General features: G+C 68.2%; 17 protein-coding genes. 8 read left to right on the top strand and 9 right to left on the bottom strand.

Translation table 11 applies throughout. The features are described 5' to 3' along the window. The first annotated feature begins 6 nt into the window (after positions 1-6). The 5 genes from CFB18_RS07345 to CFB18_RS07325 all read left to right on the top strand — a co-directional run bounded on the left by CFB18_RS07345 (position 7) and on the right by CFB18_RS07325 (position 9,872). Positions 7-5,979: a GAF domain-containing protein gene (locus tag CFB18_RS07345; RefSeq protein WP_088571149.1), complete on the top strand. Its 5,973-nt coding sequence runs from the start codon at positions 7-9 to the stop codon at positions 5,977-5,979. A gap of 28 nt (positions 5,980-6,007) precedes the next feature. Beyond that, the gene (locus CFB18_RS07340) at positions 6,008-6,391 is read left to right on the top strand and encodes a response regulator transcription factor (protein ID WP_088571148.1); all 384 of its coding nucleotides are present in this window, start codon (positions 6,008-6,010) and stop codon (positions 6,389-6,391) included. Between the two features lie 27 nt (positions 6,392-6,418). Continuing rightward, on the top strand, positions 6,419-7,210 hold the full coding sequence (locus CFB18_RS07335; protein ID WP_159461625.1) for an alpha/beta fold hydrolase: 792 nt from the start codon (positions 6,419-6,421) through the stop codon (positions 7,208-7,210). A gap of 142 nt (positions 7,211-7,352) precedes the next feature. Further along, positions 7,353-9,242, top strand: a complete 1,890-nt coding sequence (locus tag CFB18_RS07330) for an aldehyde ferredoxin oxidoreductase family protein (protein WP_088571146.1) — start codon at positions 7,353-7,355, stop codon at positions 9,240-9,242. 171 nt (positions 9,243-9,413) lie between these two features. Continuing rightward, positions 9,414-9,872: an Hsp20/alpha crystallin family protein gene (locus CFB18_RS07325; RefSeq protein ID WP_088571145.1), complete on the top strand. Its 459-nt coding sequence runs from the start codon at positions 9,414-9,416 to the stop codon at positions 9,870-9,872. Positions 9,873-9,923: 51 nt separating this feature from the next. Here the strand turns inward: CFB18_RS07325 and CFB18_RS07320 are convergent, their stop codons facing one another. The 5 genes from CFB18_RS07320 to CFB18_RS07300 all read right to left on the bottom strand — a co-directional run bounded on the left by CFB18_RS07320 (position 9,924) and on the right by CFB18_RS07300 (position 16,744). Then, complete coding sequence (locus tag CFB18_RS07320; RefSeq protein WP_200808122.1) at positions 9,924-12,641, bottom strand: valine--tRNA ligase; 2,718 nt, start codon at positions 12,639-12,641, stop codon at positions 9,924-9,926. 417 nt (positions 12,642-13,058) lie between these two features. Next, positions 13,059-13,370 carry an NIPSNAP family protein gene (locus tag CFB18_RS07315; RefSeq protein ID WP_088571144.1) on the bottom strand — a complete coding sequence of 104 codons (312 nt, stop codon included), beginning with the start codon at positions 13,368-13,370 and terminating at the stop codon, positions 13,059-13,061. 127 nt (positions 13,371-13,497) lie between these two features. Further along, positions 13,498-13,710 carry a hypothetical protein gene (locus CFB18_RS07310; RefSeq protein WP_088571143.1) on the bottom strand — a complete coding sequence of 71 codons (213 nt, stop codon included), beginning with the start codon at positions 13,708-13,710 and terminating at the stop codon, positions 13,498-13,500. Positions 13,711-13,772: 62 nt separating this feature from the next. Then, entirely contained in the window at positions 13,773-14,261 is a 489-nt protein-coding gene (locus tag CFB18_RS07305) for an NYN domain-containing protein (RefSeq protein WP_088571142.1), read from the bottom strand. An 11-nt stretch (positions 14,262-14,272) separates the two neighbouring features. Next, positions 14,273-16,744, bottom strand: a complete 2,472-nt coding sequence (locus CFB18_RS07300; RefSeq protein WP_088571257.1) for an ATP-dependent Clp protease ATP-binding subunit — start codon at positions 16,742-16,744, stop codon at positions 14,273-14,275. Between the two features lie 270 nt (positions 16,745-17,014). On the opposite strand from CFB18_RS07300, the gene CFB18_RS07295 reads away from it, so the two are divergent. Then, complete coding sequence (locus CFB18_RS07295; protein WP_088571141.1) at positions 17,015-17,824, top strand: hypothetical protein; 810 nt, start codon at positions 17,015-17,017, stop codon at positions 17,822-17,824. Here CFB18_RS07295 and CFB18_RS07290 read toward each other — a convergent pair. The 4 genes from CFB18_RS07290 to CFB18_RS07275 form a co-directional block, all read right to left on the bottom strand. Then, complete coding sequence (locus tag CFB18_RS07290) at positions 17,715-19,715, bottom strand: heavy metal translocating P-type ATPase (protein WP_088571140.1); 2,001 nt, start codon at positions 19,713-19,715, stop codon at positions 17,715-17,717. The genes CFB18_RS07295 and CFB18_RS07290 overlap by 110 nt on opposite strands. A gap of 3 nt (positions 19,716-19,718) precedes the next feature. Then, positions 19,719-20,183 (bottom strand): Fur family transcriptional regulator, encoded by a 465-nt coding sequence (locus CFB18_RS07285; protein ID WP_088571139.1) that lies wholly within the window; start codon positions 20,181-20,183, stop codon positions 19,719-19,721. A 159-nt stretch (positions 20,184-20,342) separates the two neighbouring features. Then, positions 20,343-20,711 carry an NUDIX hydrolase gene (locus tag CFB18_RS07280; protein ID WP_088571138.1) on the bottom strand — a complete coding sequence of 123 codons (369 nt, stop codon included), beginning with the start codon at positions 20,709-20,711 and terminating at the stop codon, positions 20,343-20,345. A gap of 81 nt (positions 20,712-20,792) precedes the next feature. Beyond that, on the bottom strand, positions 20,793-22,133 hold the full coding sequence (locus CFB18_RS07275) for a M16 family metallopeptidase (protein WP_159461624.1): 1,341 nt from the start codon (positions 22,131-22,133) through the stop codon (positions 20,793-20,795). A gap of 142 nt (positions 22,134-22,275) precedes the next feature. Between CFB18_RS07275 and CFB18_RS07270 the strand changes: the two genes are divergently transcribed. Beyond that, positions 22,276-22,875: a hypothetical protein gene (locus CFB18_RS07270; RefSeq protein ID WP_159461623.1), complete on the top strand. Its 600-nt coding sequence runs from the start codon at positions 22,276-22,278 to the stop codon at positions 22,873-22,875. Next, positions 22,872-24,248 (top strand): hypothetical protein, encoded by a 1,377-nt coding sequence (locus tag CFB18_RS07265; RefSeq protein ID WP_088571135.1) that lies wholly within the window; start codon positions 22,872-22,874, stop codon positions 24,246-24,248. The genes CFB18_RS07270 and CFB18_RS07265 overlap by 4 nt, the downstream gene beginning before the upstream one ends. Positions 24,249-24,292 lie beyond the last annotated feature (44 nt).

The raw sequence follows: 24,292 nt of genomic DNA, 5'->3' as shown, positions 1-24,292 counted from the left end.
GCGGCGATGGGGTGGGCACGCTTGCGGAGATTCCTGGGAGGAAGATCCCCTCGCCCCGCGGCGGCCGCCGCGGAGGCCTCTTTCCTGGATCGCTGGGCGGAGCCGGTCCTGTGGGTAGAGGCCGGCGGCGGTCGGGTGTTCCTGAACGCCGCCGCCCGGGCGCACCTGGGAGATCCTCCGCCGACCTCCCGACAGGATCTGGAAACCCGCCTCCAGCCTTCCGGGATCCTGGAACGCTGGCTGCGGGGCTCGTCGGAACCCGCCCTCGTGAACGGGCAGCGCGTGCATGCCCACGTCCTCCCCCTCTCCCTGGACGGACATCCCGGTCACTTCATCGTTCTGCAGGTCTCCCCAGAGGCTCCTATTTCCTCCTCCCTCATCCCTCAGTCCCGCGAACTGGCCCTGGTCACCGGGATCGCCCGCCTGCTCCGCGCTTCCCTGGATCTGGAATCCACCCTGGACGCGATCCTGTTCGCGATCCGGCAGGTGATCCCCTACGACCTGGCGGAGATCCATCTGTGGGAGCCGGGGGAGCGGCGCCTGCGCACCCGAGCCCGGGATGGAGATCCCCAGGTCGTGGCCCAGCTGGCCCAGGGCAGCGACCTCCATCGCCTGGAGGAGGGCCTCACCGGTTGGCTGTTCGCCCACCGACGCCCCCTGCGGATCGAGGATCTCCAGCGCTTCACCGAAGCCCGTCCCCGGGCGCCGCTGGCTGTCCTTCCCTTCCGGGCTTTCCTGGGGATCCCCCTGCAGGCGGGCGAGGAGCTGGTGGGGACCCTGGAGCTGAGCGCGTATCGGCCGGGCGCGTTCACCGAAGACCATCTGCGCCTGCTGGAGGCCATCGGCGCCCAGGCCGCCATCGCCATCCACAATGTCCGCCTCTATGAGGCGACCCGCCAGTATGCGGAGGGGCTGGAGACGCTGTTCCGCATCGCTGCCATGAGCGCCGCCTCCCGCTCCCTGGAGGAGTTCCTCCGCCCGGCCGTCGCCGAGCTCGCCCGCTGGTTCCGAGTGGAGCGGGTGGTGGTGTTGCTTTACGATCCAAAGCGCCAGGAGCTGGCCCCCCATCCGGCAGGGGTCTACGGACCGTGGTCGCCGGAGGACCTGCGCTTCCGGCTGCCCGTGGGCGACCCCGTGTTCGCGCAGAGCGTGTTCCGCAGCGGGCAGCCCTTCCGCTCCAACCGGGCGCCGGAGGATCGGCGGGTGATCCTGCCTTACCGGGAGCTCATCGCCCGCTTCGGGGTCCGATCGGTCCTCTCTATCCCCCTGATGGCCCGCGAGCAGCCCATCGGCGAGGTCCATCTGATCAACCGCCTGGAAGGCCGCTTCACGCGGGAGGACGAACGGCTGGGGATGGCTATGGGGGCCATCCTGGGGACCACCTTGCATAACCTCCAGCTGATCGAGCGGGTCCAGCGCCGCGCCGCCCGCATGCGGACGCTGATGGAGATCGGACAACGGATCACCGCGGCCCTGGACCTGGACGCTCTGTTCGAGACCATCCAAGAGGAGCTCGGGCGGATCCTGGACGCGCGGAATTTCTACGCCGCCCTCTACGACCCGGAGAACGATGAGATCTCCTTCGTGTTCTACGTGCATCGGGGGGAACGGCTCACCGAGCGGCCGAAGCGACGCGGCGGCCGCGGCCTGACCGAGTATGTGCTCCGAACCGGCCGGCCCTTGCTGCTGCGGGGAGATGTGATGGAGCAGGCCCGCGCCCTGGGCATCGAGCCCGTTGGGTCCCCTGCCCGGCTCTGGATGGGCGTGCCCATGCGGCGGGGCGACCGCGTTATCGGCATGATCGCGGTGCAGCACGAGGAAGAGGACGCCTTTGATGAAGAGGACCTGGAGCTGCTGCAGGCCATCGCTCACTATGCGGCCATTGCGGTGGAGAACGCCCGGCTTTATGGGGAGGTGCGGGAACGGCTGGAAGCCCGCATCCAGCAGTTGCTGGCCCTCAACCGCATCTGGCAGGAGCTGAACGCGAACCTGGATCTGGATCACATCCTCAACCTCGTGCTGGACTCCGCCATGCAGGTCACCGGGGCGGATTACGGGATGATCCTGCTACATGACCCGCAGCATGATCTCCTGCGCCCCCGCCTCCTGCGCCACCTCACCCTGGAGCATCTGCAGGCCCGAGGCCTCGACCGCCAGCGGCCCGGCGAGGGGTTGATCGGCCAGGCCTTCCAGACCGGCCGGGTCCTGCTGGTGCGGGATGTCCGACAGGATCCTCACTATCTCCCGGCGACGCCGGACACCCTGTCCGAGATCGCCGTCCCCATCTGGTATGGCACCCTGGTGGTGGGCGTCCTGGATCTCCAGAGCCGCCAAGTGGACGGCTTCCGGGAGGAGCAGATCGCCTTCCTGGAGGCCCTGGCCGCCCAGGCCGCGGTGGCCATCGGCAACGCGCTGCGCCTGCAGGAAGAAGCCCAGCGGAGCGAGCGCTACCGCCAGCGCGTCGAATTGATGCGCGGGATGCTGGAGGTCAGCCAGGCCCTGCGCGCCGAGCGCCCCCTGGAGAACGCCCTGGACGCCATCGCCCACACCATCCGAGAATCCCTGGGCTTCGAGCGCGTGCTCATCAGCCTGATCGAAGGAGAGCCGCCCGTTCTGCGTCGAGTGGCCCAGGCCGGGCTCCCCCTCCCCGTTTTCGAGCGGATGCGCCGGATCACCCAGCCCTGGCGCAACATGCAGCAGCTCCTGCGGGAGGAGTTCCGCCTGGGGACCTGTTACTACATCCCCTACGAGCGGCAACCCGAGAACCTCACCGACCTGCTGGACACCTGGACCGCTACGCCGACGCGGGAGCCACGGCCGGATCCCACCCGCTGGCACCCGGAGGATCTCCTCTTCGTGCCGATTTACGGAACGGGTGGGCACCTCCTGGGGATCATTTCGGTGGGTGAGCCCCGGGACGGGCGGGCGCCGACCCGCGAGATCGCGGAGATGCTGGAGCTCCTTGCCAGCCAGACCGGCATCATCATCGAGAACGCCCGTCTGTATGAGAGCCTGACGGCGCGGATCGAGGGGCTCACCCGCCTCAACGAAGCCAGCCGTCTGATCGCCGCGCGCCTGGAGCCGGGTGCCCTTCTGGAGACCATCGCCCAGGCCGCGGCGACGCTGAGCCGGGCGGCCTGGGCCGCCGTGCTGGGGTTCGGACCGACCGGAGCCCCCCAGATCCAGGCCCGCTTTCCATCCGAGGCTGCGCCCACAGGCCCCTCTCCGGAGGACCTCTTGGACCCGGCATGGGTCGATCAGGTGTGGCACTCGGGGCGGGCCCTCTACCTGCGCGATCTGACGGAGATCCTGGAAACCAAAGGGGAGGGGATCCGCTCTCTGCTCCTCCTTCCGATGCGCACCGCCGGACGGACGGTCGGGCTGATCGCCGTGGCCCACCCGGACCGAGGGGCCTTCGATGAGACAGAGCAGATCCTGCTCCAGACCCTGGCGGAACAGGCGGCCGTGGCCCTTGAAAACGCCCGGCTTTACGAGCAAACCCGGCGCTTCAGCGAGGAGCTGGAGCAACTGGTTCGTGAGCGCACCGAAGCCCTGGAGAAAGCCCTAACGGACCTCTCCGCCCGCCATCGCCAGCTGGAGTTGCTCTATCAGGCCACCTTAGCCCTCACGGCCAGTCTGGAGCTGGAGGCGACGCTCCGACAGGCCCTTTCCCTGCTCACTGAGGAAGGGGAGACCGCCGCCGCGATCCTGCTGGATCCGGAGTCCGGCCGCCTGCAGGTGCGTGCGGGGGTCGGTCCGGGGAGCGCCCATCTGCTCGGGGCCTCGTGGTCCCTTCGGGAGGACCCCGGGCTGGTGCGGGACGCCATCCGCCAGCGGCGGACGCAATGCCCGGAGGAGGTCTCGCCGGAGCGCCTGCCTCCCGCCTGGCAGAACCTGCGCCCGCAGTCCGCCGTGGCCATTCCCCTCGTCCTGGGCCTCGATGTGCTGGGCGTTCTGGTGCTGACCCATCCTCAGCCCGGCCGCTTCCACCCGGAGCGCATCCAGTTGCTGGAGACCGTGGGGGCCCAGATGGCGCAAGCCATCCACAACGCGGCCCTCTACCAGCTGATCACCCAACAAGCGGAGCAGCTGGGCAACACCCTGCGGGCCGCTCAGGAGGAGGCCTCTAAGCGCCAAGCGATCCTGGAGTCCATCGCCGAGGGCGTGATGGTGGCCGACGCCCGGGGCGAGGTGATCATGATGAACGCGGCCGCCGAGCGCATCCTGGGCCTGCGCCGGGAGGAGGTCCTCGGCCGCCCCATCCGTCACTTCACCGGCCTCTACGGCCCGGCCTGGCAGGAATGGATGGGCTCCCTCCAGCGCTGGCTCTCCGCTCCCCGTGGCCAGCCCCCCACCCTCTTCATGCGCCACGAGCTGGAGCCGGAGGGCCGCTTCATCACCGTCCACGCCGCCCCGGTGATGATGGGCACCGAGTTCCTGGGCATCGTATCGGTCTTCCGGGACATCACGGCTGAGGTGGAGGCCGACCGCGCCAAGGCCGAGTTCATCTCCACCGTCTCCCACGAGCTGCGCACTCCCATGACCTCCATCAAGGGCTACGTGGATCTGCTGCTGATGGGGTCCGCAGGCCCGCTCTCCGAGATGCAGCGGCGCTTCCTCCAGATCGTCCGCGCCAACGCCGATCGCCTGAAGATGTTGGTCGACGATCTGCTGGACATCTCCCGCATCGAAAGCGGGCGCCTCCAGCTGGACCTCCGGCCGGTCCCCTTGGAGGCCGCTGTGGAGGCCGTGGTGGCTTCCCTCAAAGCCCGATTGGATGAGAAGCGTCAGCAGCTGGAGGTCGACCTTCCGGATGCCCTCCCGCCCGTGATGGCCGACAAGGACCGCCTGATCCAGATCCTGATGAACCTGGTCAGCAACGCCCACAAATACACGCCGGAGGGAGGGCGGATCCGGATCCGCGCCCGGCCCCAGGGGGAGATGGTCCGGGTGGAGGTCGAGGACACCGGCATCGGGATCCCGCCGGAGGCCCTCCCCCGCATCTTTGAGCGCTTCTATCGGGTGGACGACCCCCGCGTCCAGGAGACGCCGGGGACCGGCCTGGGCCTCTCCATCGTGAAGGCCCTGGTGGAGTTGCATGGCGGGCAGATCGGCGTGGAGAGCGAGATGGGCAAAGGCTCCACCTTCTACTTCACGTTGCCCATCGCCCGGCCGGCTGTGTCCATGCCGGAGCCGGAGCCGGGCACCCGACCCGCTCCCCAGGCCCAAACCGATGGAGCCACCCCCATCCTCATCGTGGAGGACGACCGGCACATCGCCGATCTGCTGGTGCAGCACCTGGAGCGGGCCGGCTACCGCACCCTGGTCGCCCACCGGGGCGAGGACGCCCTCCGCCTGGCCCGGGAGGAGCGCCCTCAGCTGATCACCCTGGACATCTACCTGCCGGACGTGGACGGCTTCACCGTGCTGGAGCGCCTGAAGGCGGATCCGGCCACCGCGGAGATCCCGGTGATCATCGTCTCCGTCCTGGCCGACCGCCAGCGGGGAGTTCGCCTGGGGGCCGTGGACGTGCTGGGCAAGCCGGTGGACGCGGACCGGCTGTTGGAGGTCGTCGCCCAGTATGCACGGCGCCACGCCCGCATCGTCATCGTGGACGACGATGCGGGAACGCGGACACTGCTTCAGGACACCCTGCGGGGCCATGGGTTCGAAGTGATCGCCTTCGGGAACGCCCAGGAGGCCCTGGCCTGGATCGAGGATCATCACCCGGATCTCGTGCTGCTCGATCTCAAGCCTGCCGGGCTGAGCGGGCTGGACGCCCTGGCCCGCCTGAAGGCCAACCCGAAGACCGCGGACATCCCGGTGGTGATCATGACCGCCAGCGCCACGGATCCCATAGGCAAGCGCCGGCAGGCGCTGGCCATGGGGGCGGCGGATTTCTTCCTCAAACCCTTCCCGCTGGAGGAGTTCGTCGCCGCCATCCGGCGGCTGCTGGCAGCCCAGCCGGAAAGCGAATAAAGCTCGAGACCCGGAGGGGAATGCGACGATGGCCAGGATCCTGATCGCGGAAGATGAACGGGATATCCGGGAGCTCATCATCTTCACCCTGGAGTTCGGAGGCTTCCAGGTGCTCTCGGCGACGAACGGCGAGGAGGCGGTGGAGCTGGCACGTCAGCACCGCCCGGATCTCATCATCCTGGATGTCCGCATGCCGAAGATGACCGGCTACGAAGCATGCCGCCTCCTGAAATCTCAAGAGGAGACGCGGAGCATCCCCGTGGTCTTTCTCTCCGCCAAGGGCCAGGAGGCGGAGATCCGCCAGGGGATGGAGGCAGGGGCCGACGCCTATATCCTCAAGCCCTTCGCGCCCGATGAGCTGATCCAGCAGGTCCGGGCCATCCTGGATCGCCGGACGCCAACCCCTCGTTGAGGGATCCTAGAGTCGACGGAGCGGGCCGTGAGCATCGCGACGGTAGGAGAGCGCCTGATCCATTACGAGGCCCTGGGCCGGGGGGAGCCCGTGATCTTCCTCCACGGGTGGGCCGGCTCATGGCGCTACTGGCTGCCCACCATGCGGACGCTCTCCCATCGCTTCCGAACCTACGCCTTAGACCTTCTGGGCTTCGGGGATTCGGCCAAGCCTCGCCGGGAGGCGGAGACCGCCTATCGTCTGGAGCAGCAGACCGAGATCGTCCGAGGATGGATGGAGGTCATGGGCATCCCCCGGGCCCACTTCATCGGCCATACCCTGGGGGCCATGGTGGCCGTCCGGCTGGCGCTGATGGACCCTGACCGCGTGGACCGGATCCTCATGGTCGGCTATCCGATCTCCCTGGATCCGCCCCGTCTTCCCGCCCCGAACGCGCGGGCGTGGCTGGCGGAGCGGCTGGGGCGCCTGGCTCAGGTCCACGCCGAAGTGCATCCGGATCACGGCCGGGCGGATCCCCAGGCCGTCGAGTGGGGGCTGGAGGAGGCCATCCGCCGGCGGGAGGAGCTGATCGAGTGGCTCCAGCGGATCGACCGGCCGCTGCTGCTCCTTTACGGCGGGCGGGACCCGTTGATCCCGCCGCCCCTCTTCCTGAACGGGGCCCTGGATCCCTCGGCGCGCCTGATGATCCTGGAGGAGGGGGAGCATTTCCCCATGCTGGAGCACCCCGCTCGGTTCCAGCGCCTGGCCGAGGACTTCCTCACCCTGCCCGATCCTTCCCAGATCGCCCTCAAAGAAGAATGGCGCCGCCGGTTCCGGTAGAAACGGATGGATTATGGATCCCCTGGGGGCAGGATGATCCCGGAGGAGAGCGCGTGTCCTCCCATGCGGGGATATCCCTTCGAATCCTGTTCCCTCCGGCTAAAATAGTGATGTTCCATCATCCTGTTCCGGGAGGGGCCGGATGTTCGGATATGCCGGACGCATCCTCCATGTGGATCTCACGGAAGGGCGCCTCTGGGTGGAGGAGCCCGATGAGACGTTCTATCGGACCTACTGGGGCGGCAGCGCGATGGGGCTGTATTACGTGCTGAAGCACACGCCGCCCGGCATCGATCCCTTCGACCCCCGCAACACCCTCACCTTCTTCCTCAGCGCCACCACCGGCGTCCCGATCTCCGGCCAGAGCCGGGCCACGGCCAACGCCAAATCCCCTCTCACCGGCCTGATCGGCGACTCCCAGGCCGGCGGCTTCTGGCCCGCTGAGCTCAAGTTCGCCCGCTTCGACGGCATCGTCCTCTACGGACGGGCGCCCAGGCCCGTTTACCTCTGGATCCACGACGGCGAGGCGGAGCTGCGGGATGCCTCCCACCTCTGGGGGCGCACCACCGGCGAGGTGGAGGATATCCTTTACGAGGAGCTGGGGGACGATCAGATCGAGATCGCCCAGATCGGACCGGCCGGCGAACGCCTCGTCCGCTTCGCCGCCATCATCAACATGGCCAGCCGCGCCCACGGCCGCACCGGGTTGGGCGCGGTGATGGGCTCCAAGAACCTCAAAGCCATCGCCGTCCGGGGCCGCTGGCGCCCGCCCGTCTATGATCCGGAGGCCCTTCAGCGCCTGAATCGGCAGGGGCCGGCCGCCTACGAGGCCAACCCGGCCGTGAAGAACCTGGGCGTCTACGGCACCGCCAACATCCTGGCCTACCAGAACGCGGCGGGCGGCCAGCCCACCCGCAACTACACCAGCGGCTTCTTCGAAGAAGCCGACCGCATCACCGGTGAGCGGATGGCTGAGACCATCCTCAAGGAGCGCGACACCTGCTACGCCTGTATCGTCCGCTGCAAGCGGGTGGTGGAGACGGAGTGGAACGGCCGCAAGGTGGAGCCCCGCTACGGCGGGCCGGAATACGAGACCCTCTCCACCTTCGGCTCCTACTGCGGGGTGAGCGATCTGGAGGCCATCGCCCTGGCGCACCAGATCTGCGCCCAGTATGGGGTCGACACCATCTCATGCGGGGCGACCATCGCCTTCGCCATGGAGTGCTTCGAGCGGGGGATCCTCTCCGAGGCCGAGGTGGGCTTCCCCCTGCGCTTCGGGGACGCGGAGGCGATGCTCCGCCTGCTGGAGATGATCGTGCGCCGGGAGGGAATCGGGGACCTGCTGGCGGAGGGCTCCGCCCGGGCCGCCCAGCGCCTCGGGCGTGGCGCGGAGGACTGTGTGGTGGCGGTCAAGGGCCAGGAGCTCCCCGCTCACATGCCCCAGCTCAAGCGCTCCCTGGCCCTGATCTACGCCGTCAATCCCTTCGGTGCGGATCACCAGTCCAGCGAGCACGATACCCTCTATATGCCGAAGTCCCCCCGCTTGTTCCTGGACCGGCTGGCCGCCCTCGGCCTGACCGATCCACAACCCCCTCGCGCCCTCAACGAGGAGAAGATCCGCTTCGCCTATGAGACCCAGAAGTTCTACAGCTTCCTGGACACCGCGGACCTCTGCCAGTTCGTTTTCGGGCCCTCCTGGCAGCTCTACGGGCCGGAGGAGCTGGTGGCGCTCATGCGCGCGGTCACCGGATGGGAGGTCACCCTGGAGGAGCTGATGCGCGTCGGGGAACGGCGGCTGAACATGATGCGGGCCTTCAACGCCCGCGAAGGCGCCGGTCGGGATCGGGATACCCTACCCAAGCGGCTGTTCGAGCCCCTGAAAGGGGGGAAGAGCGAGGGCCTGTGCGTGGACGCCGCGGAGTGGGAGGCCGCCCTCATCCGCTACTATGAGCGGGCCGGCTGGGACCCCCGCACCGGGATGCCCACCCGGGAGAAGCTGGCGGAGCTGGGGTTGGACTGGATCCTCCTCTGAGGCTTCGGGGCGGGGGCCCTGGAGCGGCCCCCGCTCTAATGAAACGTTAACCCACCGCTTGCGCAACGTTGATCCCGCGCTAACGCTCCTCTAAGGCCTCCCGCCTACGATGAGGGCTGGAAACTCCCACAGGGGTGCAGCGAAACCCGATCACGAAAGGAGGTGAGGCCTATGGCGCGCGAGCTGATGCTGCGGGATCCCTTCGATGCGGCGTTCATGACCCTGCGTGAGGCCATCGACCGGCTGTTCGACCAGGCCTTCGTGCGGCCCTTCGACGGGTTCACCACGCTGGGCGTGGCGGCGCCGGTGAACATCTATGAGCTGCCGGATCGCTATCACGTGGCCATCCTGCTGCCGGGCGTGCGGCCGGATTCCCTGGAGGTGCAGGCGCTGGGCTCCTCCCTGACCATCCGGGGCGAGGTGGCCCTGCCGGAGATCGAGAACGAGAAGAACGTGGCCGTTCTGCGCCGGGACTGGACCGGTGGGCGCTTCGCCCGGACCATTGAGTTCGGCGATCCCATCGACGCCGAGCACATCGACGCCCGTCTGGAGAACGGCGTCCTGCACCTGGTGGTCCCGAAGGCGGAGGCCGTGCGGCCGCGGGTGATCAAGGTGCAGGTGGCCCGTTGAGGGGCCGAAGCCCTCGGGGGGCGGACAGGAGCTTCCGCCCCCCGACTTTTTTCACTCCCGCAGGCGTTCCCACTCCGCCCGCAGCTGCTCCCGCCGGGCTTTGAGCTCCTCCAGCTTGCGGCGCTCTTTCTCCACCACAGCAGCCGGCGCCCGGACGGAGAATTCGGAGGCGAGCAGGGCTTCCGTCTTCGCGATCCGGGCCTCTAGGTCCTCCAGCTCTCGCTCCAGCCGGGCCCGCTCCGCCGCCCGATCCACCAGCCCAGCCACCGGCAGGTAAATCTGAATGGAGCCCGCTGGGTAGATCACCGCCTCGGGCGGCGGTTCCGGGAACTCCGCCGCCAGGACCAGCCGGTCCGGATCCACGCGGGCCAGCGTGGCCAGGAGATGCCGATGGCCTTCCAGGACCGGCAGCGCCTCCTTTGCGGCGATCCAGGCCGGGATGCGACGCTCCGAGGGCACCCGATGCGCCTCCCGGGCGTTCCGGATCGTCCGGACGGTCTCGATAAGGGCCTGCATCTCGGCCTCCGCCCGCTCATCCACCGGGCCGGAGATGGGCCATGCGGCCACGATTAGGGCTTCCGCATCGTCCACCGCTCCCGCCCGCTTGAGATAGCCCCACAGCGCCTCCGTGATGAAGGGCATGAAGGGATGCAGCAACCGCAAGATCCCATCCAGCACGTAAACCAGGATCCCACGGGTCCGGGCCGCGTCGTCCTCCGATCCCCGGTAGAGAGGCTCCTTCGCGATCTCAATATACCAGTCGCAGAACTCACCCCAAGTGAACTCATAGATCCGCCGTCCGGCCTCCCCGAAGTCGAAGGCGTCCAGGGCTTGGGTGACCGCCGCCACGGTGCGATGGTAACGGGAGAGGATCCAGCGATCCGGGAGGGTGAGCGTGGGATCGTCCCAGGACGGGCGGCGCAGGGGCCCGGAGAGCGCCCCCAGGATGAAGCGGGCTGCGTTCCAGAGCTTGTTGGCGAAGTTGCGGTTCCCCTCCACGCGCTGGAGGGAGAGGCGCATATCGTTGCCCGGCGTGGAGCCGGTGGCCAGGGTGAACCGCAACGCGTCCGCCCCGTAATCCCGGATGACCACCAGGGGATCGATGACGTTGCCCTTCGTCTTGCTCATTTTCTCACCCTTCTCATCCCGTACCAGGCCGTGGAGGTAAACGATGCGGAAGGGCACCTCCCCGGTCATGGCCAGGCCCATCATCACCATGCGGGCCACCCAGAAGAACAGGATGTCGTAGCCGGTCTCCATCACCGTAGTGGGGTAAAAGTATCGCAGATCCTCCGTGTCGTCCGGCCAGCCCAGGGTGGCAAAGGGCCAGAGAGCGGAGGAGAACCAGGTGTCCAGGACGTCCTCATCCTGATGGATGCGCGCGCTTCCGCAGCGGGCGCAGGCGGTGGGATCCTCCCGGGCCACGGTGATGTGTCCGCAGTCGTCGCAATACCAGGCCGGGATGCGGTGGCCCCACCACAGCTGGCGGCTGATACACCACGGGCGGATGTGCTCCAGCCAGCGGAAGTAATCCCTCTCGAAGCGCTCGGGGAGGATACGGATGCGACCTTCCTTCACTGCCCGAATGGCCTCCTCGGCCAGGGGCTTCACGTTCACGAACCACTGGAGGGAGAGCATGGGCTCCACGATGGTGCCGCAGCGCTGGCAGCGGCCGGGGGCGTAGCGGTGGGGCTCGATTTTCTCCAGCAGTCCCTCCTTTTGTAGATCCGCCACGATGGCCTCCCGCGCCCGGAAGCGGTCCATCCCGGCGTAGGGGCCGCCGTTCTCGTTGATGGTGGCATCCGGGTTCATCACGTTGACGCGGGGCAGGCCGTGCCGCTCCCCGATCTCATAGTCCGTCGGGTCGTGCCCCGGCGTCACCTTCACCGCGCCGGTCCCGAAGTCCCGGTCCACGGCGGGGTCGGCGAGGATAGGGATGCGGCGGCCCAGGGCCGGCAACACCGCGGTCCGCCCCACCTGTTGGGCGTAGCGCGCGTCCTCCGGATGCACAGCCACGGCGGTGTCCCCGAGGAGGGTCTCCGGCCGGGTGGTCGCCACCGTGATGAAGTCCCGGGCGCCCTCGGCCCAGCGGCCGCTCCCCCACGGGGCCGTCGGTCCTTCCCAGCCCTCTCCAATCAAAGGATAACGAACATAGTAGAGGAGGCCTTCCTCTTCCTCCTCGCGCTCCACTTCGAGGTCGGAGAGGGCGGTCTCACAGCGGGGGCACCAGTTGATCAGGTATTCCCCCCGGTAGATCAGGCCCCGCTCGTAGAGGCGGACGAAAGCCTCGCGCACAGCGCGGGAGTAGACCGGATCCATCGTGAACCGCTCCCGGGTCCAGTCGCAGGAGGCCCCGAGCCGGCGCAGCTGGCGGGTGATGGTGCCGCCGTATTTCTCCTTCCAGGCCCACACCCGCTCGAGGAAGCGCTCCCGCCCCAGCTGATGGCGGGTGAGCCCCTCCTTCGCGATCTCCCGCTCCACCATCACCTGGGTGGCGATGCCCGCGTGATCCGTCCCCGGCACCCAGAGGGTGGGCTCGCCCTTCATGCGGTGATAACGGATCATCAGGTCCTCCAGGGTCACGAACATGGCGTGGCCCATGTGCAGCTCCCCGGTGACGTTGGGGGGCGGCATGGAGATCACGAAGGGGCGCCGGGCGGGGTCGATGCGCGGCGTGAAGAAGCCCCGCTGCTCCCACCACTGATAGATGGGCTCCTCGATCTCCTGGGGGTTGAAAGTCTTTGGAAGCGCCATCGTCTCCATTGCCATCCGTCACCTCCTCCATGCGCTCAATGAAAAACGCCCCCTCCCGTCACAAGGACGAGAGGGGGCGGACCTCCCGCGGTACCACCTTGCTTCAGGGGGTGGGGCTTATCCCCCTGCCCTCGGGCTGCGGTAACGGGCAGCGCCCGGGTCAGGCTCAGGCCGGCGATCCCGGCGTTCACCCGACCAGCTCCGGGGCGACCTTCAGCGCTGCGGACGACAGGGGCTCGCACCCGACCCCCCTCGCTGACGTCGCCGCCTGCGCCTACTCCTCCCCTTCATCGCCTTTCGGAGAATCCAGCTTTATCCGCGCACGGTTTCAAAAGTAATCTACGAAGACCGCTCCTGCGAGACAGAAACGGATCTCCCGATCCATAGACAAGGGATCGATGGATTACGAGGAAGAGGACAGGATCCGGACGTTCAGATGACCTGGAAGCGGCCGGTGGCCTTGACGATCTTCTCTTTATAGTTCCGGACGTGGCGGAAGAGCTTTTTCTTGAGCTCCTGCCACTCCGGGCTGGCAAGGATGCGCTGCAGGGTTTCCATGTCTTGGGCGATGGCGCCGGTGAGGATCTGGGGGCCCTCCCCATACATCGTATACCAGGCGTCCGTCGGCTCCATCCCCAGGCGCATCATCCCCGGCGCGAACTCCCGGACGATGAACTCGAAATACTCCTGTTCGTGGCCGGGTTTGATGTCCCAGGCCATCAGCAGCTTTACCATCTCGGCCATCGCAGCACTCCCTCCACCGACACAGGGGCTCCCGGATCGAACCCAGGCGCTCTGGATATTTACATTGTAACAGACGAATCGATCCTCTGGCAAAACAATCCAGAACCGGATGCACTCCCCGCAGACCCTATCCCAGACGAAGCACGCCGGCGATGAGGAGGAGCAGGAACCCCAACAAGAACAGGTCCAGGAGCAGCATCCCGAACAGGATCAGACGCTGGGAGGGGGTCAGCGTGCGCAGGAACGCCAGGCCGGGGAAGACAGGACGCTCCCCCACGCTCTCCTCGATGACCTCCCCCTCCGGGACCTCGGACAGCTGCTGACGGATGTCCTCGAACATGGACACCTCCCCCGTTGCAGGAATCCTTTGCCCCCGGATCCGCAGGGCAACCCACCACGCTCCTATTCGCGGACACCTCCCTTCCCTTGAAACAGCCGCAACCATTGCTCCAGCTCCGCCTCGTTCACCCCCGGCTTCTCCTCCGCTTCCTCCGTCGCCCTCTTCCCCTCACCCAGCTCCCGCTCCATATAAGCCCGGAATTGGGCCGCGGACCACACGGAAGCGCCCTGTCGCCGGGCCGCCTCCTGCACCGCCCGATCCGAGGAGACCACGATCAGCCCGCGAGGGTTCCGCTCCGCCCGGATCTGCCGGATTATCAGCTCGTCCGCGCTCACGCCCGCAGGGGCGAAACGCACCGTCACCCCACCCCGGGAGAAGGACGTGGCCATCCCGCCCGGAGCCCCTCGATCGAACACCACCGTGATCCGCCGCCCCGTCCGCCAGGCCAGCCGCTGCAACCGCTCCACCAAGCGCGCCTCATCATCCAGATCGTCGAGATCCAAATCCGGCAGAGCCCCGATCAGGTTGTGCCCATCGATCAGGAACGGCATCCGGCTTCCCCTCACGCCTGCGGCACCCGCTCCATCAGGGGGATTGCCTCCGCAGCCTGACGCTGGAAGATCAGCCCCTGCTCGCCCACATCGACCACGATCACATCGCCGGCCCGGAACTCTCCGCGGAGCAGGCGGACCGCCAGGGGGCTCTCCACCTGTTTCTGGAGGACCCGTTTCAGGGGACGGGCGCCGAAGGACGGATCGTAGCCCTCCTCGGCCAGCCAGCGGCGCGCGGCCTCGGTGAGGATCACTTGCAGCCCGTGCTCGGCCAGACGCGCCTGGATCTGGCGCATCTGGATATCCACGATCTGCATCACGTGCTCCATCGTCAGCCGGTTGAAGACCACGATCTCATCGATCCGGTTCAGGAACTCCGGCCGGAAGGTCTCTCGGAGCGCCCGCTCGATCCGCTGCCGCTCCTCCATGCGCTCCCGCTCCGAGGTCGCCGGGAGGAAGCCGATGGTGGCGCTGCGGCGGAGGTGTTCGGTGCCCACGTTGGAGGTCATGATGATGATCGTGTTGCGGAAATCCACCGTGTGGCCCTGGCCGTCCGTCAGGCGGCCGTCGTCCAGGATCTGGAGCAACGCGTTCCAGACATCGGGATGGGCCTTCTCGATCTCATCGAACAGGATCACCCGGTAAGGCCGGCGACGCACCGCCTCCGTCAGCTGCCCGCCCTCCTCGTAGCCCACATACCCGGGCGGCGCGCCGAAGAGGCGGGAGACGGTGTGGTATTCCCGGTATTCGCTCATGTCCAGCCGGACCAGCGCGTCCTCGTCGCCGAAGAGATACTCCGCCAGCGCCTTCGCCAGCTCCGTCTTCCCCACCCCGGTAGGCCCCAGGAACAGGAAGGAGCCGATGGGCCGCCGGGGGTCCTTCAGGCCGGCCCGGGCCCGCCGGATGGCATCCGCCACCACCGCGATGGCCTCATCCTGCCCCACCACCCGCTCTCGCAGCCGCTCCTCCATATGAAGCAGCTTCTCCGCCTCCGTCTCCATCACCTGGGCCACCGGGATGCCGGTCCACGCCGCCACCACCTGGGCCACATCCTCCTCGGAAACCACCTCGTCCAGGTTGCGCTCCCGCTGCCACTGGGCCCGCCGGGCCTCGAACTCCTTCTGCAGCCGGAGACGCCGCATGCGGATCTGGGCCGCCCGCTCGTAATCCCGGTTCAGCCCGGCCTGCTCCTCCTCCTGCAATAGCCGCTCGATCTCCCCCTTCATGGCCTTGAGCTCGGGCGGCAGGGTGTTCAACGCCACCCGCAACCGGGCCGCCGCCTCATCGATCAGATCGATGGCCTTGTCCGGAAGCCGCCGATCCGGGATGTAGCGATGGGAGAGGCGGACCGCGGCGACGATGGCGGCGTCGCTGATGCGGACCTGATGGTGGGCCTCATAGCGCTCCCGCAGGCCCTGGAGCATCTGGATGGCCGACTCCACCGAGGGCTCCTCCACGAAGATGGGAGCGAAGCGCCGTTCCAGAGCGGGATCCTTCTCAATGTATTTCCGATATTCGTCCAGGGTGGTGGCGCCGATGCAGCGCAGCTCCCCGCGGGCCAGGGCGGGCTTCAGCATAGAGGCCGCGTCCAGGGCCCCCGAGGCCGCCCCCGCGCCCACCACCGTGTGGATCTCATCGATGAAGAGGATGACCTCCCCCTCGGCCCGTTGCACCTCTTCGATGACCGCTTTCAGGCGCTCTTCGAACTCGCCCCGGAACCGCGCTCCGGCCACCATGGCCGCCAGGTCCAGCTGCACGATGCGCTTGCCCATCAACAGCTCCGGGACGTCGTTGGTCACGATGCGCTGGGCCAGTCCCTCCACGATGGCCGTCTTCCCGACCCCTGCCTCGCCGATCAGCACCGGGTTGTTCTTGGTCCGCCGGCACAGCACCTGGATCACCCGCAGGATCTCCGCCTCCCGGTTGATCACCGGGTCCAGCTTCCCCTGGCGAGCCAGCCGGGTGAGATCCCGCCCGTAGCGCTCCAGCATCCGGTAACGGCCCTCCGCCCCCGGGTCCGTCACCCGAGCCCCGCCCCGCAGATCCTTGATGGCCTCGTAGATCCGATCCCGCGTCACCCCGGCATCCATCAGGATGCGGGCCGCCGGGGTGTTCCGCTCGGTGGCGATGGCCAGGAACAGATGCTCCGTGGAGATATAGTCATCACCCAGACGGCGCGCCTCCTCGTTGGCCAGATCCAGGATGCGCTTCACGCGGGGCGTGATGAACACCTGACCGGTCCCCCCGAAACCGTAGATCGAGGCCCGCGGGCTGGCCCGAAGCACCTCGTCCAGCCGCCCCCGCATCCAGTCCACGCTGATCCCCATGCGCTGGAGGAGCTGAGGGACCACGCCGTCGGGCTGCTCCAGTAGGGCCAGGAGGAGATGCTCCGTGTCCACCTGGTTGTGGCCATAGCGCTGCAGGATCTCATAAGCCCGCGCGGCCGCGTCCTGAGCCCGTTCCGTGAAATGATCGAAGCGCATCATCGTCGGAAGCCTTCCTTATGGCAGAGGATCCTTCTCCGGATTCCACCCCGCATCGGTCTCCGCAGCCCGTGCCCCGCCGGCCCGAAGCGCGTGGGTTTCTCCAGTCTCATTATATAGAGTTCCCGGATTCGCCGCCTCATGGAACCGCAGCGCGCTCGCTGCCGGACCTCGGGTTGAAGGGAGACGACTTGCCATCCCCTGAACCCGGATGCATGATGAACCGGGTTTCGAAGCGCACGGATCATCGCCGGAGGATCCTCCCCGGCCATGCAGGGATCTGAACGGATCATCGGCATCGGCCTGATCGCGCTGGGCCTTCTCACCCTCGGGCTGTTCTACGCATGGGGACGGCGCGGAAGCCCCTTTGCGCCTGCGGGATGGGGATGGCGGATGCTGCCCCTGGGCCTCAGCTTCCTCATTTTGAGTGTGGGCTACGGGGTCCTCCTTTACCCCTATTTGATCAGCCCCACCCCGGCCTCGGCACCGCCCGCGGCCCCCTTCCATCCCACGCCGGTCCCGTTTCCATCTCCATCCCCCTCGCCGACCGGGATCCCCTCCGCGCCCCTTACGCCGACGAGCCCGCGGGCATCCCCATCGCCCGTCCCTTCTCCTTCTCCATCGCCCTCCCCTACCTCCTCACCGTTTGCGTGTGACCCGGGGGTGATGGAGACCATCGAGCGGGCCAACCATGCCCAGGAGGATTATCTGCTGGGCCGCGGGACGCTGGAGCAGCTGAACGCCGCCTGGGGAGACGCCGCTCCTGAGGCTCGGCGTCAAGCCGATCGCTTGCGACAGGCCGCCCAGGCCAGCGGGGCCACCCTCACGGATGTCCGATGGGAGATCGGCGCATGCACCGTCTCCGCCCGCCCCGGACCCGACCTTCTGGAGGTGCGGACCGAAGAGACGTGGACCTATGTGGCCACGCTCAACTGTCCCCCGGGGCGGACGGCGAGGGCGGAGCGGATCGTCACCTACCCGGGTGAGATCTATCGGCTGGCTGCCCGGGAAGGCGGATGGCGGATCCTCCGCTGGGCACCTGGGGAAAGCTCCCTTCGGCAGGACTGGCGCTGTCCGTAGCCGGCATCCCCTTCCAGCGCAGCAGCCGCAAGCCGTTAAGAACCACTACCAAGGTGCTTCCCTCATGTCCCACCACTGCTAAGGGCAACGGAAGCCCGACGCCGAAGGTGAGCAGGACCAGGAGGGCGATCACCCCGCTGGCGAAGGCCAGGTTCTGCCACACCGTCCGCATGGCGGCGCGGGCCAGGGCGATGGCCTCCGCCACCCGCCGCAGGTCGTCTTGCAGCAGGACCACATCGGCGGACTCGATGGCCACGTCGCTGCCCATCCGCCCCATAGCGATCCCGACGGAGGCGGCGGCCAGCGCGGGCGCATCGTTGACCCCATCGCCCACCATCGCCACCGGCCCGATCTCGCGGGCCAGGGCCCGGATCCGCTCCAGCTTCTCCTCCGGCAGGAGCCCGGCCTCGAAGCGGGCGATGCCCACCGTCCCGGCCACAGCCCGAGCGACAGCGGGATGATCCCCGGTCAGCATCGCCACTTCGACCCCCAGCCGTCGCAGCGCCCGCACCGCCTCGACCGCCTCCGGACGCACGCGATCCGCGACCTCGATCACCCCCCGCCAGCGTCCATCGTAGACCAACAGGGCGGTGCGGCCGGCCTGCTCCGCCGCCTTGAGATGTGCGTGGACCTCCGGGGGCAGGGCGATGCCCTCTTGCTGGAACAGGCGCGGGGAGCCCACCCAGATCCGATCCCCATTCCGCCGCCCGATCACGCCCAGGCCCGGGCGGGCTTCCACCTCCCGGATCTCAGGCAGGGAGAGACCCCGGGCGCGGGCCTCCTCGAGAATCGCCCGGGCGATGGGATGCTCCGAGCGGGCCTCCACCGCCGCCGCGAGCCCCAGCACCTGGTCCGGCCCCGTCCCGTCCAGGGCGTGGATGGCCTGCACGGCCACCCGGTTCTCCGTCAGCGTCCCGGTTTTATCCATCGCCACCACCCGCACGCGGGCCAGGGCCTCCAGGGCCATCCCGCCCTTGAACAACAACCCCCGGCGGGCTCCGGCGGCGATGGCCGAGAGGAAAGCCGCCGGCGTGCTGATCACCAGCGCGCAAGGCGAGGCCACCACCAGCAAGGTCATCGCGCGATAGAAGGATCGATCGAAGGGCTCCCCGAACAGCCCGGAGAGGAGAAGGGTGAGGGCCGCCCCGCCCAGCACCGCCCAGGCGTAGCGCTGCTCGAACCGATCGATGGCCTGCTGGGTGCGAGCCCGCTGGGCCTGGGCCTCCTCCACCAGCCGGATGATACGTGTGAGCATCGTGTCCGAAGCCGGGCATGTCACCTCGATCTCCAGGGCCCCATAGCCGTTCAGCGTGCCCTCGAAGACCGGGTCTCCGGGCCCTTTGGGGACCGGGATGGACTCGCCGGTGAGCATGGATTCATCGATGGCGGAGAACCCGGCCACCACCTGCCCATCCGCCGGGATCCGCTCCCCGGGTCGGACCAGCAGGCGGTCCCCGACCCGGATCTCCTCCACGGGGATCTGCTCCTCCCGCCCTTCCCGCAGGCGGCGGGCCATCGCCGGGCGCAGGTCCAGCAACTCGCGGATGGCCTGGCGGGTCCGCTCCAGGGCCATGGTCTGCAGGGCGTTGGAGAGGGAGAAGAGGAAAAGCAGTGTGGCGCCCTCCTCGGCGTGGTCGATGAAGGCCGCTCCCAGGGCGGAGAGAAGCATCAGCAGGTTGACATCGAGCCGCCGGTTCCGCAACGCCACCGCCCCATCGATCACGCCGTAGAAGCCCCCGGCGAAATAGGCGATGGCCCAGAAAACCCCCGCCAGGGACGGAGCCAGGAAACGGGAGAGCAGCCCTCCGAGGAGGGCGGCAAGGGTCACTCCGACCAGGGGGAATTCAAGCCGGCGCTCCTCCAGCACCCAGCGGCGGATCCTCTGCACCATCGCTTACGCCTCCGGGGATGCAACAGTCTGCGCTTTGCGCTGGCACTCCGGGCACAGGCCGTAATACACCAGGCGGGCGCCCTTCAGGGCATAGCCGGAGCGGGCGGCCACCGTCCGATGCAGCGCTCGCACCGCCACGCCCTCGAGGTCCTGCACCCGATGGCAGGAGAGACAGACCAGATTGATGTGGGGCTCCGTGTCCCCATCGTAATGCACCATCCCGTCCCCGGCGTCGCCCAGGGCGCTGACCAGGCCCAGGCGAACCAGGGCGTCCAGGGTTTTGTAAACCGTAGCCAGGCTCATGGTGGGGAACCGCCGGCGCAACCGGCGGTGGATCTCATAGGCGGTGGGATGGCTCCGGCTGGTCGCCAGCACCTCGCAGATAGCCACCCGCTGGGGCGTCAACCGCAGCCCGGACGCCCGCAGGCCCTCCAGCATCGCCTCCAGCCGCTCCCGCTTCCGTCGCATTTGAAAACGCTCTCTGGAGAAAATGATTTTCCAAACCGATGGAAATTTTACCCAACGCGAAAGGCCCTGTCAAATCGGGGCAGGGGTGGGCCTCCATTTCGCCGGACCCGGCCGCTTTGCAGGACAACTGCTCAGGATCCTCCCGGTGTGGGACCGGACTCAGAGGACTTGCAGGGCGCGGTAGATGGCGGCCCGCTGGTCCGGGGCCAGCGGAGGGAGATGCTCGATGTGGAACAACCCGGATCCGGGAAGCGTGGGGTCCGGGCGGGGCTCCTGGGTCAGCCGGCAGGCGTAGCGCAGGATCAGTCGCCAGCGTTCCCCCTCATGCCGGGAGGTTGCCTCCAAGATCACCGGCTCCTCGACCGCTACGCCGGCCATGCGGGCGATCCACCGCCGGGCACCGTGGGCGGGCTCCTCCCCTTCCTCCAGCGGACCTCCCGGCAGGCTCCAGTCCCCGGAGGGGGTTTGCACCAGCCAGACCGCCTCGTCGGCCAGGGCCACCACTTCGATGTAGACCTCTGCCGGCATCGCTTCCTCCTGACTCCGTTCGTAAAGCCAACATCCTCTCCTTCCTTGTCGGTCTTTTGGCCGAAATCCTCCTGCGCACGTTTAAGGGGCGCCCTCCTGAGGCATCGGCGGGGCCGGCTCCGGGCCTGCGGTGGAGAGGACCATGCGGTCCGGATCCAGGTATTTGCGCACGACGGCCTGGACCTCCGCGGCGGTGATGCTGCGGATGATCTCCGGGAAACGCTCCAGGTAATCCAGGCCCAGCTCGAACAGCTCCATATCTACCAGCGCCCCGGCGATCCCCTCATTGGTCTCCAGCCGGAGGGGCAAGGAGCCGATCAGGAAAGACTTGTTCTCCTCGAGTTCCCGGGCCGGAACGCGCCGCTCCTGCATCCGGCGGATCTCCGTGCGGATCCCCTGGATCGCCCGGGGGAGATGTTCCGGAGCCACCCCGGCGATGACGCTCCACGGACCGGGGGCCAGCCCGGCGTCGAGCCGGCTGTAGACGTAGTAGGCCAGCCCATCCCGATCCCGCACGTGGTCCCCCAGCCGCCCCATCATCCCGAACACCCCCAGGATGGAGTTGGCCAGGGCAGCGGCGTAATACTCGGGATCCTTGCGGGCGAGTCCCACGGTGCCCATCACCAGATCCACCTGGGTCTTGCCGGGGATCGGGGTATGCACGTAGATCCAACGCGCCGGCGGGGCGGCCGGCGGCAGAGGGGGCGGCTCAGGCCGACGGGCCTCCCAATCCCCCAGAACCGCCTGCACGGCCCGGACCGCCTCCTCCGCCCGGATGGCCCCGACCACAGCCACGATCATCCGGGCCGGATGGTAAAAGGTGCGATGGAAGGCGAGCAGATCCTCCCGCGTGATCGCCTGCACGGTCTCCGGGTATCCATCCACGCTCCGTCCGTAAGGATGACCCTGAAACAAGGTCTCCCGGAAGCGCAGTCCGGCCATCCGCCGGGTGTCGTGCTCCCGCTCCTGCAGATCCGTGAGGATCTCCCCTCGCACCTTCTCCACCCCCTCCTCGGGGAAGGTGGGGTTCCGCAGGACATCGGCCAGGATCTCCAGCATGGCGGGCAGATCCTCCGCCAGGGCCTTCAGGGTGAAGCCGGTGGTGTGATAGCCGGCCCCGATCTCCAGGCTGGCCCCGACGGATTCGATGGCCTCATAGATCTCGTGGAAGGTGCGATGAGATGTACCCCGGGTGAGCGCCTCCGCGGTGAACGACGCCAGACCGATCCGATCGGGAGGATCGTCCAGAGCTCCGGCCCAAAGAAGGCCAGAGACCACCACCGAAGGACTGCTGAAGTTCTCATAGGCCAGCACGACGATCCCATTGGGCAGCACCTCCCGGGCGATGGTGTGCGGACCCGGGACCGCCCATCGACGTCCTGACGAACGGAGAGCGCTCTGCGTGTTCGCTTTACGGGCCATGCGTGGCTCCTGAAGTGGGATAGGCCCGCCGGCATGCGGCGGCCAACCTGGGTTATAGTATAGGCGTTCGGTCCCTGCCGGGCGACGCGCCCTGAATGAAAGGGGCCATTTCCCTGGTTCATCCCGGTGCGGAGAGGACAGCGTGATCGGTGAGGAGATCCTTTCCGAGCTCATGATCCTGCTCATCACAGGGCTGGCCGCCCTCGTGCTGACGCTGGAGGATTGGCGGGGCTGGCTTCTGGCCTGGGCATTGATGGGCGCGGGGGGCGGCTGGCTGCTGCAACAGACCCCCGGGGTGCCCGGCCAGCTGGCAAGCATCCAGGTCCTCACCAGCGCCCTGCTGGCCCTGTTGCTCTATCTGACCGGCTGGCAGGCCCGGAAGGCGGCTCCGAAGACCCTGACCTCCCGTCCGCCGGTCCACTGGCGCTTCCGGGCTCTGGCGGCCCTTTTCTTCCATTACCTGGCCCGGATCCTCGCTGCCCGCTTCCCGATCCCCATCGCGCCCGCTCCCATCCTGATCACCACCTATACCCTCATCGGGATCGGATTGCTGATCGCCACGCTGGGCCGTTCTCCGCTGCAGGTTGGCCTGGGGATCCTCACGATGTTCAGCGGCTACGGGCTTTTCTATTTCTCCGTTCAGGACAGCCTGCTGGCCATCGGGCTGATGGCGGGGATGAACCTGGTGATCGCCTTCCTCACCGCCGCCCTCACCCTGGTGCGCCAGGAGGCCTCTGCATGAACATCCCGTTGCTCCTCGTGCTGGCGATCCCTTTCCTGGCCGCCCCGCTGGTGTATCCGCTCCGGCGGACGCCCCTGGCCGCCCCGCTCGCGGCGGGCGCAGCCCTGGGCATCGTGGCGCTTCTCTGGGCGGTCCCCTGGCCCCCGGCGGCCCTTTCAGCGGATTCGAGCACCCTGGGCCCCCCGGTGGTCCTCCTGGGGCGATCCCTGCGCCTGACGGCGACGGATCGCTGGGCCCTGAGCACGCTGTGGGGAAGCGCCGCATTGCTGTTCCTGAGCGCGTGGCCTTTCCGGTTCGAGCGCCGTCTGTATCCCATCGGCCTGGCCGCCGGAGGGCTGTGGGCCCTGGGCCTCCTCACCCGTCCCATCAGCCTGGGAGCCTTCTTCATCGGCGCCGCCGCCCTCCTGCTGACGCTTACGCTCCTGGGGGAAGGACACGGCATGGAGGGGGCCGCCCAGTATCTCATCGCCGCCAGCCTGGGCTTCCTGGCCTGGACCACCGCGGCCTGGGCGGCGGAGCAGGCCGTCCTCAACCCCGGCCAGCCCCTCTGGCCCACCATCGCCTTCACGCTAATCGGAGCCGCCATGGTCCTCTGGCTGGGCGTGTGGCCAGCGCATCGCTGGGTACCGATGCTGTTCGCGGAGGGCGCTCCCATCGGCGCCGCTTTCACCGTCCTCCTGATCCACTACGGGACCTGGTTCTGGCTGGCGGCGTGGGCCCAAGAGTTCCCCTGGCTCCCCCGCCTTCCGGGGTGGGGGATCGTCCTGCAGGCCCTCGGGGTGCTGATGATGGGCAGCAGCGCCCTCCTGGCCCTGGCGGAGCGGGGCTGGGGAGCCATCGGAGGCTATAGCTGGCTGGCGTCCAGCGGGCTGGCTTGGCTGGCCCTCAGCCTGGGGACGGAACCCGGGATCCAGCTCAGCGCCTGGGCGCTCTGGGTGCGGGTGGTGCCGCTGCTGGGCATGGCCTTCGCCCTGGCCGCTTACCGGCGCATAGCCGGCACCACGGAGCCCGGCCGGGTCTCGATGGCGCAGGGCCCGTGGGTGATCGGACTGTTGCTGGGCAGCGGCCTGGCGATGCTCGACGCGCCGCCGTTCCCGGGGTTCGCGGCGCGATGGGCGATGACCCGGCTGCTGCTGCCGGCCCATCCCCTCCTGGCCCTGGGGCTGATCGGCCTGCCCGGGCTGCTGGGATGGGCGCTGTTGCGCAACCTGCTGGCCCGGGAGCCTTCGGACCGTCCGCTGCGCCCTATGCCGCGCGCTGCCATCGGGTTCGGGATCGCCTGGTGGACCGCTGAGCTGCTCCTGCTTCTCGCCGCCCCCTGGCTGGGCATCCCGCTGGAGTCCCTCGCTCGGGCGTGGGTCCGAACGCCGTAGCCGGGCGCACCCCTCATCCGAATGCGGCCCATTTTGGATCACGA

Origin of the sequence: Thermoflexus hugenholtzii JAD2, from assembly GCF_900187885.1 — a bacterium.
GTDB classification, from domain to species: Bacteria; Chloroflexota; Anaerolineae; order Thermoflexales; family Thermoflexaceae; genus Thermoflexus; species Thermoflexus hugenholtzii.
This window is presented reverse-complemented; position numbering and strand designations above follow the sequence as displayed.